The organism is Nitrosomonas sp. (assembly GCF_043753625.1).
Taxonomy (GTDB): Bacteria; Pseudomonadota; Gammaproteobacteria; order Burkholderiales; family Nitrosomonadaceae; genus Nitrosomonas.
In genome coordinates this window covers 22,442-37,560 of the sequence record NZ_JAYUWI010000077.1, presented here as the reverse complement: position 1 = coordinate 37,560, position 15,119 = coordinate 22,442, and the positions used below count along the sequence as shown (strand labels likewise).

Below are 15,119 nucleotides of genomic sequence, written 5' to 3'. Positions count from 1 at the left end.
GCTTGATTGCATCGCTCTATTCCATATCTATCAATAGGATGCATTTAATAAAACCTTTATGACCAAAGTCGATGTGATCGAATAAATCAGTGTTTCCTTAAATACATGACCATTTAGCGACTCAATTAGAGGTGGTATTTGCACCCCTACATGAGTTAGTTCAGAAACGCCAATCCAGTTGAAGACCGCCGATATTGATTTGTTCAGAATATTGCCCAACGAGAAAACCAGCCGTTGATCCTCGGTTATTAATCGCCGAATCGTTCATAAATAAGTGTGCGTAAGCACCGTGGATATTCACATTTTTTAACAACGCATAAGTAAACCCAGCCGTTAACCAATAACGACTGTTATTAGGAACACGCGCTGACCTATGCTGCGCATCCGGAACAGGCGTTTGATCGTAGGCAAACCCGGTACGGAATATCCATTTGTTGGTTTCTGAGAAATAATTGACGCCCACCGCATAGCGCCAAGTATCGTTCCATTTCAGGTTTTGTACATCATCGGGCTGCGGCGAAGAAAAATTTGTTCTCAGTTCCTTGATAAGACTCCAATGCGTCCACAACGCATCTGCAGAGAAAGCCCAGCGGGGGGCTAAAGCGATGCGAGAAACCAAACAATACATTGTCAGGTAGTGTGATTGAGGTAAGTGCATTGGTATCGATACTCCCTCTTCCCGTCAATATCATGGCATTACTCGGCACGAAAAAATTTGCATTGCCGTGCACATCATGCGCAATTCTGGAGCGGTAACTAACCCCGAATCGAGTATCTTGATTCAACGCATAGAAGGCGCCAAAGTTATAGCCAAACCCAACACTGTCACCTTTGAGTGAGGCATGTCCGTCTGCGGCTTGCGGCAGGAGTCCTTGACTGGCACAAGTCGCAGCATTTTGTAGTGCCTGCAAGCAGGCTGTTCCAAAATCTACGGCGTTGGTCAATCTGGATTTCAGGTACTGCACGTTGAAACCAGCGCCAACCGAAAACCTTTCGGTTACCTTGAAAGATAACGATGGATTAAGGTTAATCGTTATAATTTCCGAATCGATGGCTTGATAGCGCCCTTTCCAATCCGATTGATAGCTGTTGCTCGTGCCAAATGGGGTATTAAAACCGAAACCGAAAGCCACCCGTTTTGTCAGCTCCTGTACATAATAAATATTGGGAATAAAAGCTAAATTGCCGGAGTCTCCGCCATTACCGCCTTTTAACGGCGCACCGCCCAACGCCGGGCTCAAATGTGACGTACTATTCTGGAAAGTCGCGGAAGGTACAATGACATATCCGGCTACCGAAACCAGCTTGCCGCGCACATGGTTCATCGCGCCCGGATTAAAAAACACCATACTGCCGTCATCAATATTGGTTGGTGCGCCGGAAAAGGCTTGCCCCAATTCCTTGACACTCTGTTCCATCACAGCAATACCGGCGCCCGTTACGGGTATTGAAACAACAAATAGAAGGATGCCGATGTAATGCGTAATACTGCGATGAACAAAACACGCTTCTATACGGCTCGGATTAACAGATTCACTCCCGTAATTCTCTTGATCAATTGAGTTCATTGTTTGTCTCAGTAGGTCAATACATACGACAGGTTTCTTTACTTACAAAAAATTTTAAGTATAATTTTAGCGCTGTCAATAAGAATTATCTGACACGCCAAAAATGAATATTTCCCGGATTCGACTCGAGCACAGTATTGTCACTAAAGTAAACTGCGCATCCGATTTTTCGCCTCAACTCATTGAAAATGAATTATATGCTTCTTTATATCGGATAAACAGCCTCCGATTGATTGAAAAATTCTTTGGCAAGCGGCGTACAATCCACTTAATTTGTTCGCAATGAAAAATGATTACATGGAATCGAAATTCAATCAGCACACAATGAATTCCCGGTTTCAGCAATCCAATCACGCTGCCGAACTGCTGGCTGAACAGATAAAACTGCTTTACCAGCAAGCCCCTAAAGCGCTTATTGTTTCACTGATCATTGCCGCAGCGCTTACTTTTGTTTTCTGGAATCTTGTTGCAACAGTCTGGCTTGTGAGCTGGCTGGCGGCAATCTATCTGCTTACCTTCGCACGATTTCTGCTGATCAAATCTTATTTCCGCAAAAACCCGGCTATTACCGAATCCCCCGTCTGGGGGCGCCGGTTTTTAATCGGCACATTGTTGTCGGGAATACTTTGGGGCGGCGCAGGAAGCATTCTTTTTATAAGCGGCAGCGCAATGCACCAGTTATTTCTCGCCTACTTGCTTGGCGGTATGGTGGCGGGTGCAATGGCCACATTATCGTCGTACAAATGGGCCTTTTCAGCCTTCTCAATACCCGTTGTCCTTCCTTTCACTTATCAGGTTATCACGCATGAAAGTGACATTCATCTCATCCTCGCGCTTACTTATTTGCTGTTTGTTTTCGCGATGGGAAGCATTTCGCATCGGCTGCACCATACCGTCTCGGATTCTCTTAAGTTCCGCTTCGAAAATTTCGACCTGTTAAAACGCCTGATCCAAGCCAAGGATCGCCAAAATACGATTAATCGGCTGCTACAAACACAAATCGAAGAAAAGGATCGCTCGCAGCAAGCATTACAAACTGTCAAAGAGCAACTGGAACAACGGGTAATGGAACGCACGGAAGCGCTCGCCTTAGCTAATGATGTCTTGTATCATGAAAAAGAGCTCTTTCAAGTCACTTTAGCCAGTATCGGGGATGCGGTGATCACTACCGATTCCAGCGGAAAAATAACCTATCTCAATCCAGTCGCGGAAATATTCACCGGCTGGCACAACCAGGATGCAAATGGCGCACCGCTGCAGGACGTTTTTAACATTCTGGACACGACTTACCCGTGAGCCTGTTGAAAACCCGCTCGACGGCCACTCAAATAAATCCGGGAATATCAAAGGCCATCGCGAATGCCTGCTGATCCGTAAAGACAAGCAAGAATGGATCATCGATTATTCCGTAGCGCCGATTCAAAACGAGCAAGAACATGTGATTGGAACTGTAATAACCTTCCGGGATGTCACAGAACAACGCAAGATAACGCAAAAACTCGCCTACCAGGCAACGCATGATTCGCTGACCGGTCTGTTAAATCGCAAGGAATTCGAATCTCGACTCAGCAAAATCCTGGCATCGACGCGCAAAAATGACACGCATGCGCTGCTGTATCTCGACCTGGATCAGTTTAAAATTATCAATGACTTCTGCGGGCATAGCGCCGGAGATGAGTTATTGCGCCAGGTGACCGTTTTGTTCCAATCCAAGCTGCGCACACGGGATACGCTGGCACGTCTCGGCGGCGACGAATTTGGCATTATTCTGGAACATTGCCCGCAAAATGAAGCAGTACAAGTCGCGCAGACTTTGCGTGAACTGGTGCAGAACTATCGCTATCACTATCAAAACAAGACGTTCACGATTGGCGTCAGCATCGGATTATTCCCCATCACCCACGCGAATGAAGGCCTTGCCCATGCACTCAATGCAGCCGATAGCGCGTGTTATGAGGCCAAAGATCAGGGACGGAACCGGGTTCATGTGTATCAAGCGGCTGATAAGCAGCAAAAACCGGGTGAGCTGCAGTGGCTGCCGCGTATTCAACAAGCCATTGCCGATCAGCGGCTATACTTGTATTTGCAACCAATCCGGGCGATTTCCGGAAAAAATGGCTTGGAGGAACACGGTGAAATCCTGCTGCGCCTGAAGGATGAACACGGCCAAATGATCATGCCGGGCGCGTTTCTCCCTTCTGCCGAACGGCATGATCAGATGCTGATGATCGATCGCTGGGTAATACAGCAATTGTTCAAATTACTCAAGGCGCACGCTCGCCAGCCATCCAACGCCGTTTACACCATCAACTTGTCCGCACAAGCGCTTGGAAACACGGATTTTCTCAATTTTACAGTGGATAGCATCAGAGCCAGCAAAATAAATCCTGCCAATATCTGTTTTGAAATCACCGAACATATTGCACTGGCTGATTTAAAGCATGTCACGCATTTTATTTCAACCCTCAAAGAATTGGGTTGCCGTATCTCCATCGACAATTTTGGCAGCGGCGTGTCGTCATTCGGCTATTTGAAAAACTTCCCGCTGGATTATCTGAAAATCGACGGACGGTTGATCAAGGATATGGCCACCGATCCGATTGATCATGCGATGGTCGAATCGATCAACCGCATCGGACATGTCATGCGGCTAAAAATCATCGCCGGATGGGTCGAAAATGCCCAGACATTCCAACTTCTGGAAAATATGGGTATCGACTACGCACAAGGATTCTGGCTCGCTGAACCGCAGCTGTTTGATTCCGGTTCGGAGAAATCTTTGAGTGCGTCTCAGGAAGAAGCACCTCCAAACACGACTAAAATTTAAAACGCAGAGACATTTGTATTCTCTGTGTTTTGATAACTGTGATGCGGGGATTCCTTTCGTCATCCCAACATCACAGTCTCTGCTTCGAGAATTTTCTCAGTCTCAATTGCTTACCACTAAACCAAGAGGAGTCGTTGTGCGATGGGCTGCCATGTACCATAGGACAAACTTGAAGATGGATGATTAACATATCCTGCGGTTACAAACTCAGACCCAATCTTGAGTTTAACAACGAACTGATCAATGACTTCGTGCTCAATGTGTTCCAATAAATTTTTCCAATTGGCTTTTCCGAGCACGAAAATCCTATCTGGTTTGAGTTTAGAGACAATTTCAATGAATGCTGGGACGGCTTCTTGCCACATTTCCAAAGTGGGTCTAATTCTGGCTTTATCACCTACAAGTGACTGGACGAAGTTGTAGAAAGCGACGTCTTGCCAAAAACCATTCGAACCAATCGTTTCACAGCGCCCAAAAATGATCCATCTAATCTTCGTGGAGAATCTACAAAAACCTGTTGTATCTCTTTCTTTCGAGGAATCGGTTTCCATGTCATTTAAAACACATTCAATAACTAAGCTAGATCTGAATTTATGCGATTCGGTAAAGTTGGATTCACCCAAAATTAGAGTCTTATATTTGAAGTGCAGCGGGCTTCTATACCTTTCGCCGACCCAAGGATGTACCGCAATGACTTGTGTCCACATGTTGAAACCTTTATCAAGAAGATTATAAGGTTAAATATTAAGACTAAAGCTTACCGGTTCATTGGATTGATTGTGGGAGATTATTTTTAGTTAAATACGTTAGTTTCTCTCAGTTCTTCGCTTGCTTAATCTTCTCCAACACCTTTAAAACCGTCTTCCTCGGCGCACCAATATTCAATCGCATAAACCCGCTACCTTCCGCACCAAACAGAATGCCGGGACTCATACCGACACCGGCTTCATGGACGAAGAAATGTTTCAGTTGCGCGTCGGTCCTATTCCATGCCCGGCAATCCAGCCATAACAAATACGTGCCTTCGGCTTTGATGACTTTAATTTCCGGCAAATGTTCGGCCAGAAAGGTTTCCACGCAATCGCGCGTATCGCGCAGATAAATCAATAGTGCTTCCAGCCAGGCTTCGCCCTCGCGGTAGGCGGCTTCAAAAGCGGCGATGCTGAACGGGTTGGATGCGCTGATATGCAGAGTATTAAACACTTTTGTGACGGCATCGCGGGTGGATTGATCCGGAATAATCAGCGCAGACAGATTCAATCCGGGAATGTTGAAGGTTTTGCTCGGCGCGACAGCGGTGATAATTTTTGCAGCGTGTTCTGGAAAAATGGCCAATGTGTGGTGTTGATTGCCGGGATAGATCAAGTCGGCATGAATTTCATCGGAAAAAATGATCAGATCATGTTTTGCGGCAATATCCAACAAACGTTCCAGTTCAGCGGGTTGCCAGACTCGGCCGACCGGATTATGCGGCGAGCAAAGCAATAGCAGTTTCGCTTCCTTGGCGCATTGCTCCAGATGGTCAAAATCGATGGTGTAACGGCCATTTTCCAGATGCAGCGGATTTTGGATCAGTTTTCTGCCGGTTTGGGTGACGGCGGAGAAAAACGGAAAATACACCGGGGGTTGGATGATGACGGATTCGCCGGGCTGCGTAAACGCCATCACCGCAGCATTAATGGAGGGAACCACGCCGGGACACAGGATGATCCAATCACGTTGTATGCGCCAGCCGTGGCGCCGCTGCATCCAGCTAATCAGGGCTTCGTATAAACTGTCCGGGAAAAGCGTATAGCCATAAATCGGGTGAGCGGCGCGTTCTGTCAGTGCCCGGGTGACTGCAGGCGGCGCGGCAAAATCCATGTCGGCCACCCACACCGGGATGACGTCGCGTTTGCCAAACATGTTTTGCCGCCCGTCATACTTGACGCTGTGAGTGCCTTCGCGGTTAATTTCGTGGTCAAAATCAAAGCCACTACTCAAGCAATCTTCTCCCAAATCGTGACTTCTGATAACGTATGCTGGTATTTACGTTTGGTTTCGCGAATGACAAAAGGCACGGCTTGCGGACCTTGAATCAAGCGAAAATGGCTGCCCAGGATTTCTTTCAGTCCGTCCAACGTGGTGAAATTCTCCCCATCACGTTTAAATCCGCCGACCCAGGCTTCCTTTTTCGTGTGCTCGGTCAACCAGGTGTACGGCGATGTGATCATCAGCAAACCGCCGCTATTGATGCGCGTATGAATACTGTTGAGCAGTTTGGCCGGATCATACAAGCGATCAATCAAGTTGGCGGCGAGAATCAGGTCGTAACCGGTGAAAATGGACTTCAAGTTGCACGCATCGCCCTGGAAAAACTCGACTTTATGTTTGATCGTACCCAACCCCAGGTTGGTCAGTGTGCGTTCCTTGTAGGAAACCAGCTCGCCCTCGTCTGTCAGCGTATAGCGCAATATGCCTTGCTGCACCAGTTGCACGCCTTGACCAATGAAGCGCGCGGAGAAATCTATGCCGGTGACGTGATCGAAAGCATGCGCCAATTCAAACGTGGAGCGGCCAGATGCGCAACCCAAATCCAGCGCCGTGCGTTTAGGCCGGCTACCCATCGCAGCGATGGCAATTTCGGCCAAGGCTTTGGGGAAATTCGGCACATCAAAATAGGTATCGCCATAATGAAATTCAGCATACTCCGACAGCAGTTTGTCAGTTTCATAGCTGGAACTTTGCAGAATCGCCGGTGTGTCGGTGACGACATAGCGGAATCCCGCGTGCTGAAAGAAATGCCGGCGGAATGCATAACGTGCGCTACGCAGCGTTTCATTGCCGCAAGCAACCCAGGAGCCGCCCTTAATGAGGTTGTGCTGGTTATCAAAAGTGGGCGTAGTGAAGTCGTCATACAACGTATGCACGTCAAAACCGGCAAAAGGATAAGTCGGTGTTTCGGTCCACTGCCAAACGTTGCCGACGATATCGAAAAATTCGCCCTGCGGAAATTCGGTCACCGGGCAGCTGGATGCGTAATAATCCAGATGCAGATTGCCAACAGCCGGTGTATTGACCGGCACCTCGGATAATTGGGCGACATCGTACAACCGGCACCATTCGTCTTCCGTCGGTAATCGCACGGGTTGCCCGGTGGTGGCAACTTTCCAGTTACAAAACGCTTTCGCCTCGTGATAATTGACTTCGACCGGCCAGTCCCACGGCATCGGTATTTCTTCGGTCATCACCCGCAGATACCAGACACCGTTTTTGGATACCCAGAAAGCGGGATGTTCAGCCAGCGTAAATTTTTTCCATGAACGTCCTTCTTCCTGCCAAAAACTCTCCGTATGGTAGCCATTGGCTGTTACAAAAGGTAAAAACTCCTGATTACTGACCAGATATTTGCTCGCCTGGAAAGTGGAGATATCCGCGCTGTGCAAGCCGTATTCGTTATCCCAGCCATAATGCGTTGCATCGGTTTTGCTTTTGCCGATGGTCACAGTGCCGGCTGCAACAGGAACCAGTTCATTGGATGGCGCGGTTCCTGATTTGCGGCAAGGCAGCCAATCCGGATGTGATCGCACAAATTCAAGCGCATGCTGGCGAATCAATACGGAAGAGGTTTCCAGATGGATGCGTTCATGTTCGATGCCCATCAGAATCGGCCACCAAGGATTGTCCCAGGAGATCGGTAAGGTCAGCGGCATCGTGGTAATCAATTTATCGACCACGGCACGCATGGTTTTGCGATAGGCGCGCACTTCGTTCACAGCAGGCCAGTCATAATGCGCGCTATCCAGATCATCCCAGCTCATTTCATCGACGCCGACAGCAAAGATCGATTCCAGTCTCGGATTGATGCGCTCGGTAATAAGTCCGGCGAGAATCAGCTTGTTGACAAAAAATGTAGCCGTATGTCCCAAATAAAAAATCAAAGGATGACGAAGTGAAATGGGTTTTTTATAGTAGGCTTCATCATTACGCAGTGTTTCAAAAAGCTGCTCATAACAATTCAGCGTGGCGTGAAAATACGTGCGTATCTCTTCACGTTTCAAGTTGACATCGGCGCCGTCAAGTAATGGTGTTCTTTGAAATAAAGGTTGTGGCATAAAGTAATTTATAACGAATTATTCGGTTTTTTGAGCGGTATTATAGCGCTTCAAGCTTTTCAGATCATATTCAATCGGGATAAAAGTCATTTATTCTTGATCGATCGCGCTTAAAAAGTAAGGAAAGCAATGCATCTAGTGTATCTTGAAGAAAAATAAACGATGTTGAGCGTAGATTCCAAGAATTTGTCTTTATGATTGATTATTTCATTTTAATATTATAAGAAAATGACAGAACCCACTCTGATTCTGGTATGCAAAAAGCCCGCACCCGGTATCGGCAAACAAAGATTGGCAGCAAATTTAGGCAATGAAATGACCCAAAAAGTTGCTGAGGCATTATTGGCTTGTGCATTGGAAGATGCTTGTAATTGGCCCGGCCCGGTAGCGATTGCTCCTGCCAGTATGGCGGATATTGAATGGGCACGGGCTTTTTCAGCACCGATTCCTTCCCCAGTGGTGGTTGTCCCTCAGGTAGCAGGGAATCTGGGACAGCGGCTGAATGCACTGGATCAAATAGTGCGTGCACAAGGAATGAAACAATTGGTATTTATTGGCAGCGATTCCCCCGGGCTGGATACAGCAGATTATGCCGCAGTACGCGCAGCATTGCAGCACGCAGATATCGTGTTGATCCCGGCGCTGGATGGCGGCGTTGTGCTGATGGCCAGCCGTTGTGCATGGCCGGATTTATCGGCTTTGCCGTGGAGCAGCGATCAATTGGGCGCCGCGCTCATCGATGCGTGCCGTAGCGCAAAGCAATCCGTAAAAATATTGGGACAAGGCACTGATGTGGATGAAATCGGCGATTTTGTAAAACTGGTTAACTTACTCAAACACGATCAACGGCCAGCACGCCGTGCGCTGCTTGAACTGACAAAAAATATCCTTTCCACCCTGAAGATCGCCAATGCTTAATTTCAGTATCATTATCCCTTGTTTCCATGACGAAGAAAAACTTGCGTGTTTGCTCGCGCAATTGCAAAAATTACCGCGAAAACCTTGGGAAATCATCGTCGTGGATGCTGCCAATAGTGAATCTTGTGCAGAAATCTGTGCACAATTTGCGGCAAAATGGATAGCCAGCGAACCGTGCCGCGGGCAGCAGCTTCTAACCGGCGCGGCGCAAGCTAAAGGCGATGTTTTGTGGTTTTTACATGCCGATGCGCTATTATCAGCAGATCCATTGACGGCAATGACAAATGCAATTGCTCAAGGCGCAATTGGCGGTTATTTCCGTTTTCGCTTTGCCGCACCGCGTGCCTGGCCGGCGTTTATCCTGGAACCAATGATTGCTTTGCGTTGCAAAATAGGGATTCCTTATGGCGATCAGGGAATTTTCATGGCGTGTTCAGTTTATCATCAAATAGGTGGACACGCGTCTTGGCCGTTGTTTGAAGAAGTGCCTTTGATACGCGCTGCGCGCCGGTTTGGCAAGTTTTTGCCGTTAGCCGCGCCGATTTTTATCGATCCACGGCGCTGGCAACGCGATGGCTGGTGGCGGCGAACCTGGTTTAATCGCAAGCTGGCTTTGAATTTTATGTGCGGCGTCACACCGCAGGAATTGGCTTCACGTTATCATTCTAAAAATGGCTCTTGAATGACATAATGTCGCTAACCATCCAATTACAAGGAATACCATGCAAGAGATTGTTCAGAAATATTATGGTGAAACACTGACGGGCAGTCAGGATTTGCAAACCAACGCATGTTGCACGGATGCAGGTTTGCCAGATTTTGTAAAACCTTTACTGGCGCGCGTGCATAACGAAGTACAAACTCGTTATTATGGATGTGGCCTGGTTTTGCCCGAATTACTGAACGGCTTGACCATTCTGGATCTGGGTTGCGGCGCTGGACGAGACGTTTATGTGCTGTCCCAACTGGCCGGGGAAAAAGGACAGGTAATCGGTGTGGATATGACCGAAGAGCAACTGACGGTGGCGCGCCAGCATGAAAAATATCATCAAAAGGCTTTTGGCTATAAACGCAGCAACGTCCATTTCCTGCATGGTTATATCGAGCGATTGAACGAACTTGAATTGGCGGATGCCAGCGTGGATGTGATTGTATCCAATTGCGTGATTAATCTGGCTCCGGACAAAGCGGCAGTGTTGCGCGAAGCTTTCCGCGTCTTGAAGCCAGGCGGGGAACTGTATTTCTCCGATGTATACAGCGACCGGCGCATTCCGGCAGCATTGACCCATGACCCGGTACTGTATGGCGAATGCTTGAGCGGGGCATTGTATTGGAATGACTTTCTGCAATTGTCAATCAAACACGGCTTCACCGATCCGCGCTTGATTGACGATCGTCCCATTGACATTAGTAACCCAGAACTGGCGGAAAAAACGGGCAACATCCTTTTTTATTCGGCGACCTATCGCTTGTTCAAACTGCATGATCTGGAACTGGCTTGTGAAGATCACGGGCAATCCGTTGTATATCGCGGCACCATTCCGCATCATCGTCATGTGTTCCGGCTGGATAAGCATCATTTCATCGAGACCGGCAGACAGTTTTCGGTGTGTGGCAATACCTGGCGCATGCTGCATGACACACGCTTTGTCAAACATTTTGATTTTTACGGTAACTTTGATCAGCACTTTGGTATTTTCCCAGGTTGCGGCATGGGAATTCCATTTGATGATGCAATGCAAGGTGAACAGTATGGCGGGTGCTGCTGAACATGAATGCCAACGTCTTACCCGCACTCACATTGACTGAACATCGTTCACGCTCCAAGCTGTGGTATGTCACACCCGATGACAAACCGCGTGGCTTTATTCGTTCCCATGCCTTAGAAGAACTCTGGTTTCATACCGGCACCGCTTGTAATCTGGCTTGTCCTTTTTGTCTGGAAGGTTCCAAACCCGGCGATGACCGCTTGCAACTGATGCGTTTTGACGACGCCAAGTCATTCATCGACGAAGCGTTGATATTGGGCATTAAACAGTTCTCTTTTACCGGCGGCGAGCCTTTTATTAACAAAGACTTGATTCGCATTCTGGAGTATGCGCTGCAGCATCGCCCCTGCATGGTGCTAACCAATGCCACGGAACCATTGATTAAACGCTTACCGCAACTAAAACTCTTGCGTGAACAGCCAAACGCTGTGCATTTTCGCGTTAGCCTGGATCATTTTTCAGCGGAACAGCACGACAAGAATCGGGGTGAAGGTATGTTTTCAATGGCACTGGATGGACTCTGTGCATTGCATGACATGGGATTCAGTGTATCGGTGGCCAATCAAGCCATCCCGGGTTTGCCTGGCCATAAAGTCGCCCAATGTTTTGCGGAAGTTTTTCGCGGCGCAGGATTGCCGGAAAATCTGCCGCGCATCGAGTTTCCTGAGTTCCATCCACCCGGTATCACAGTCACCGCACCGCAGATTTCGCACAGTTGCATGGTGGATTATCAGAACGAATCGACGCGCCGGGAATTTATGTGCGCATTCAGCCGCATGGTCGTCAAAAGTGAAGGTAAATGCAAGGTCTATGCGTGCACGTTGGTGGATGATGATGCCGATTATGTGCTGGGTACAACACTGGCCGCAAGTCTGAAAGTGCCGGTCAGTATGAAACATCATCGCTGTTATAGTTGTTTTCAGTATGGCGCTTCGTGCAGTGAAATGAAGCGATAGCCATGAAACGCCGCTGGTGGCTACTGATTCTGCTTGGCTTGTTGATTGGATTGTTTTTTAGTTTTGACTTGGGACACTTTTTCACGCTGGAAGCGCTCAAAGACCAGCATGAAGCATTACAGCAAGCCTACCGGATAGATCCGTTTCTTGTGACCGGTATTTTCGCGGCAGTCTATATCGTGATGGCTGCGCTGTCATTCCCCGGCGCGACGGTTATGACACTTGCCGGTGGCGCGATTTTTGGAGTATGGGTCGGTGTGCCGGTGGTATTGGTATCGGCTACGATCGGCGCTACACTGGCATTCTGGACGGCGCGTTATGTATTGCGCGATGCCGTGCAGCGCCGCTTTGGCGATCGCCTGGACACCATCAACAAGGGAATTGAACAGGATGGCGTTTTTTATTTATTTTCCCTACGCTTAGTGCCTGTTTTTCCATTCTTTCTCATCAATTTACTGATGGGATTGACCAGTATCCGTAGCACTACTTTCTTCTGGGTTAGCCTGGTTGGCATGTTCGCTGGAACCGCCGTATATGTGAATGCGGGTACACAGCTGGCAGCAATCACGCACTTGTCTGATGTCATGTCTCCGGCATTACTTATTTCATTAGTTGTGTTGGGGCTCTTTCCGTGGCTGGCCCGTTGGGGTATCGGGCTGATAAAAATCCGCCGCTTATATGCGCGCTGGACCAAGCCGCGCCAATTTGACCGCAATCTGATCGTGATCGGCGCCGGTGCTGCCGGATTGGTCAGCGCGTATATCGCAGCGGCAACGCGTGCCAAAGTGACCTTGATTGAAAACCACAAGATGGGTGGCGATTGCCTCAATTACGGGTGTGTACCGTCCAAGGCGCTGATCCGCACCGCCACTTTCTTGCAGCAGGCAAAAAACGCCACATCACTGGGTATTGTACAGGCCAACGTTCGGTATGATTTTTCGGATGTCATGGCACGTGTCCAGCGCGTGATCAAAACAATCGAACCGCATGATTCGATAGAACGTTATACCCAACTGGGTGTAGAAGTACTGCAAGGGAACGCGAAAATGACTTCACCCTGGTCGGTGGAAGTCAATGGACAAACACTGACCACGCGTGCCATCGTCATTGCGACCGGCGCACGCCCGATAGTGCCTGAAATTCCAGGATTGGAGTCGGTGCGTTATTACACCTCCGATACCCTTTGGTCACTGACCGAACGGCCGGAACGCTTGATTGTTTTAGGCGGCGGACCAATCGGCTGCGAGTTGGCGCAAGCATTTGCCCGGTTGGACTGCCAAGTCACACAAATCGTGCGGAGAGATTGTTTGCCGCGCGAAGATGCGGATGCAATCGCGCTGGTTAAAGCGGCATTGCAAGCGGATGGCGTAACCCTGCTGACGCAAACGGAAGCGCTGCGCTGTGAGAAAGAAGGTAATGCGCAATATTTGACGGTGCGCGGCACTGACGGCAAAGAAATCAAATTGCCGTTTGACGCGCTGTTATGCGCCGTCGGCCGGGTACCCCGCACAGAAGGTTTTGGATTGGAGGAACTGGGTATCCCGGTTTCACCACAACGCACCATCGAAACCAATGCCTGGTTACAAACCATTTATCCCAACATCTGTGCCTGCGGTGATGTCGCCGGACCCTACCAATTCACCCACACGGCCGCGCATCAAGCGTGGTATGCCTCAGTCAATGCACTATTTAGTGATTTCAAACGCTTCAAAGTCGATTATTCAGTGATTCCATGGACGACTTTCACCGACCCGGAAGTGGCACGGGTGGGATTATCGGAAAATGAAGCCAAAGCACGCAATATCGCCTTCGAAGTAACGCGTTTCAATCTTGGTGATCTGGATCGCGCAATTACCGACGAAGCGGCGCAGGGCTTTGTCAAAGTGCTGACAGTACCGGGTAAGGATCGTATTCTTGGCGTCAGCATAGTCAGCGCGCACGCCAGCGATTTAATCGCCGAATTTGTACTGGCCATGAAGCATGGCTTGGGCCTGAACAAAATTCTAGGCACCATCCATACCTATCCTACCTGGTCAGAAGCCAATAAATATGCAGCAGGAGAATGGAAGCGTGCGCATGCGCCGCAATGGCTGCTTAAATGGGTGGAGAAATATCATGCCAAGAAGCGAGGAAGTACAATTGATTGAGGAATGGCGGATTCAAGGTGCGCTCATTTTGATGCGCAAGAATTCTTTATTCGGGACTTGGTGCCTTGTTTGAGAAACAAAAACGGGAACCAAACCCTCGTTCTGGATTAAATCTAAGTCTAAATTACACGATTGATTCTTTTCTACGACGTGCCATGAAACCCAGCAAGCCTAGGCCAGCCATCAACATAGCGTAAGTTTCTGGTTCTGGTACTAATAAAGCAACATCGCCATCGTGAACAGCCCATGCATACAGAGGGTTGGGTTTGTCGACCGCGATCTGATGACCGGAATGGAAGTAGAAGAGCCACGCGCGGTCTGGAATAGGCCCATACTCCTCACTGGCCCAGTAGTAACCGAGCCGAATGTGTGTAAACAAAGCAAGATCTGGGTCGGAACTCTCTAAGATAGGATTTGGGGAACGAACACCTAATTCAATTGCATACAGGTGCCCCATTTCGCTGTCTGTGCAGGTACCACCCCCCAAACAATTTGTATCTGCTTTTGGCAAGCGCCAGCCACTTACTCCACCTATATTAAGGCTTGCTGCCCATGTATTGGCGTCAAACCAGTTCATCTGGCCATCAGCATCGTACCCAGATGTTTGAGCGTAATTAGCATCCGCCAACCAAGTAATATTCAGATCAGTATCGTATACTGCTTTGCCGCCCAGGCGCACCTCTAAATTCGCATTCGCCACTGATAATAGTCCGAGCGAAAAAACACCGATACATAATAGGGTTCTTAATAACTTAATCATACTCTCTGCTCCCTGTTTGATTGATAACCAAAAGCAACTTGTATACAGCGAATTATGGTAGACCGTTTAAAGATAAATTC

At 48.5% G+C, this 15,119-nt stretch carries 13 protein-coding genes; 7 read left to right on the top strand and 6 right to left on the bottom strand.

Features of this window, described 5'->3' with window-relative positions; all coding sequences use genetic code 11:
* Positions 1-160: 160 nt before the first annotated feature.
* Together ACH10T_RS07655 and ACH10T_RS07650 are read right to left on the bottom strand one after the other, a co-directional pair.
* On the bottom strand, positions 161-568 hold the full coding sequence (locus ACH10T_RS07655) for an OmpP1/FadL family transporter (protein WP_394808717.1): 408 nt from the start codon (positions 566-568) through the stop codon (positions 161-163).
* On the bottom strand, positions 504-1,568 hold the full coding sequence (locus ACH10T_RS07650; protein WP_394808716.1) for an OmpP1/FadL family transporter: 1,065 nt from the start codon (positions 1,566-1,568) through the stop codon (positions 504-506). The genes ACH10T_RS07655 and ACH10T_RS07650 overlap by 65 nt, the downstream gene beginning before the upstream one ends.
* Positions 1,569-1,892: 324 nt before the next feature.
* Between ACH10T_RS07650 and ACH10T_RS07645 the strand changes: the two genes are divergently transcribed.
* Together ACH10T_RS07645 and ACH10T_RS07640 are read left to right on the top strand one after the other, a co-directional pair.
* Positions 1,893-2,864 (top strand): PAS domain-containing protein, encoded by a 972-nt coding sequence (locus tag ACH10T_RS07645; RefSeq protein ID WP_394808715.1) that lies wholly within the window; start codon positions 1,893-1,895, stop codon positions 2,862-2,864.
* Entirely contained in the window at positions 2,812-4,395 is a 1,584-nt protein-coding gene (locus ACH10T_RS07640; RefSeq protein ID WP_394808714.1) for a putative bifunctional diguanylate cyclase/phosphodiesterase, read from the top strand. Before ACH10T_RS07645 ends, ACH10T_RS07640 begins: the two co-directional genes overlap by 53 nt.
* Before the next feature lie 116 nt (positions 4,396-4,511).
* Here ACH10T_RS07640 and ACH10T_RS07635 read toward each other — a convergent pair whose 3' ends face one another.
* The 3 genes from ACH10T_RS07635 to ovoA form a co-directional block, all read right to left on the bottom strand.
* Complete coding sequence (locus ACH10T_RS07635; RefSeq protein ID WP_394808713.1) at positions 4,512-5,102, bottom strand: hypothetical protein; 591 nt, start codon at positions 5,100-5,102, stop codon at positions 4,512-4,514.
* 109 nt (positions 5,103-5,211) lie between these two features.
* Entirely contained in the window at positions 5,212-6,378 is a 1,167-nt protein-coding gene (locus ACH10T_RS07630) for a MalY/PatB family protein (RefSeq protein ID WP_394808712.1), read from the bottom strand.
* Positions 6,375-8,489: a 5-histidylcysteine sulfoxide synthase gene (gene ovoA / locus ACH10T_RS07625; protein ID WP_394808711.1), complete on the bottom strand. Its 2,115-nt coding sequence runs from the start codon at positions 8,487-8,489 to the stop codon at positions 6,375-6,377. Before ovoA ends, ACH10T_RS07630 begins: the two co-directional genes overlap by 4 nt.
* A gap of 228 nt (positions 8,490-8,717) precedes the next feature.
* Here ovoA and ACH10T_RS07620 point away from each other — a divergent pair, with 228 nt between their 5' ends.
* Genes ACH10T_RS07620 through ACH10T_RS07600 form a run of 5 tightly spaced genes read left to right on the top strand, consistent with a single transcriptional unit; the run spans position 8,718 to position 14,279 of the window.
* Positions 8,718-9,407, top strand: a complete 690-nt coding sequence (locus ACH10T_RS07620; RefSeq protein WP_394808710.1) for a DUF2064 domain-containing protein — start codon at positions 8,718-8,720, stop codon at positions 9,405-9,407.
* Positions 9,400-10,089: a TIGR04283 family arsenosugar biosynthesis glycosyltransferase gene (locus ACH10T_RS07615; protein ID WP_394808709.1), complete on the top strand. Its 690-nt coding sequence runs from the start codon at positions 9,400-9,402 to the stop codon at positions 10,087-10,089. Before ACH10T_RS07620 ends, ACH10T_RS07615 begins: the two co-directional genes overlap by 8 nt.
* A 40-nt stretch (positions 10,090-10,129) precedes the next feature.
* Positions 10,130-11,176 carry a methyltransferase domain-containing protein gene (locus tag ACH10T_RS07610; RefSeq protein ID WP_394808708.1) on the top strand — a complete coding sequence of 349 codons (1,047 nt, stop codon included), beginning with the start codon at positions 10,130-10,132 and terminating at the stop codon, positions 11,174-11,176.
* A 2-nt stretch (positions 11,177-11,178) separates the two neighbouring features.
* Complete coding sequence (locus ACH10T_RS07605) at positions 11,179-12,132, top strand: radical SAM protein (RefSeq protein WP_394808707.1); 954 nt, start codon at positions 11,179-11,181, stop codon at positions 12,130-12,132.
* A 2-nt stretch (positions 12,133-12,134) separates the two neighbouring features.
* The gene (locus ACH10T_RS07600) at positions 12,135-14,279 is read left to right on the top strand and encodes an FAD-dependent oxidoreductase (RefSeq protein WP_394808706.1); all 2,145 of its coding nucleotides are present in this window, start codon (positions 12,135-12,137) and stop codon (positions 14,277-14,279) included.
* Between the two features lie 124 nt (positions 14,280-14,403).
* Here the strand turns inward: ACH10T_RS07600 and ACH10T_RS07595 are convergent, their stop codons facing one another.
* On the bottom strand, positions 14,404-15,039 hold the full coding sequence (locus tag ACH10T_RS07595) for a DUF1566 domain-containing protein (RefSeq protein ID WP_394808705.1): 636 nt from the start codon (positions 15,037-15,039) through the stop codon (positions 14,404-14,406).
* Positions 15,040-15,119 lie beyond the last annotated feature (80 nt).

Bases quoted from the DNA above. Each gene is read 5' to 3' on its own strand.
- ACH10T_RS07650 (WP_394808716.1), bottom strand. From the start codon at position 1,568: ATGAACTCAATTGATCAAGAGAATTACGGGAGTGAATCTGTTAATCCG.
- ACH10T_RS07645 (WP_394808715.1), top strand. From the start codon at position 1,893: ATGAATTCCCGGTTTCAGCAATCCAATCACGCTGCCGAACTGCTGGCT.
- ACH10T_RS07640 (WP_394808714.1), top strand. From the start codon at position 2,812: ATGGCGCACCGCTGCAGGACGTTTTTAACATTCTGGACACGACTTACC.
- ACH10T_RS07635 (WP_394808713.1), bottom strand. From the start codon at position 5,102: ATGTGGACACAAGTCATTGCGGTACATCCTTGGGTCGGCGAAAGGTAT.
- ovoA (WP_394808711.1), bottom strand. From the start codon at position 8,489: ATGCCACAACCTTTATTTCAAAGAACACCATTACTTGACGGCGCCGAT.
- ACH10T_RS07620 (WP_394808710.1), top strand. From the start codon at position 8,718: ATGACAGAACCCACTCTGATTCTGGTATGCAAAAAGCCCGCACCCGGT.
- ACH10T_RS07615 (WP_394808709.1), top strand. From the start codon at position 9,400: ATGCTTAATTTCAGTATCATTATCCCTTGTTTCCATGACGAAGAAAAA.
- ACH10T_RS07610 (WP_394808708.1), top strand. From the start codon at position 10,130: ATGCAAGAGATTGTTCAGAAATATTATGGTGAAACACTGACGGGCAGT.
- ACH10T_RS07605 (WP_394808707.1), top strand. From the start codon at position 11,179: ATGAATGCCAACGTCTTACCCGCACTCACATTGACTGAACATCGTTCA.
- ACH10T_RS07600 (WP_394808706.1), top strand. From the start codon at position 12,135: ATGAAACGCCGCTGGTGGCTACTGATTCTGCTTGGCTTGTTGATTGGA.
- ACH10T_RS07595 (WP_394808705.1), bottom strand. From the start codon at position 15,039: ATGATTAAGTTATTAAGAACCCTATTATGTATCGGTGTTTTTTCGCTC.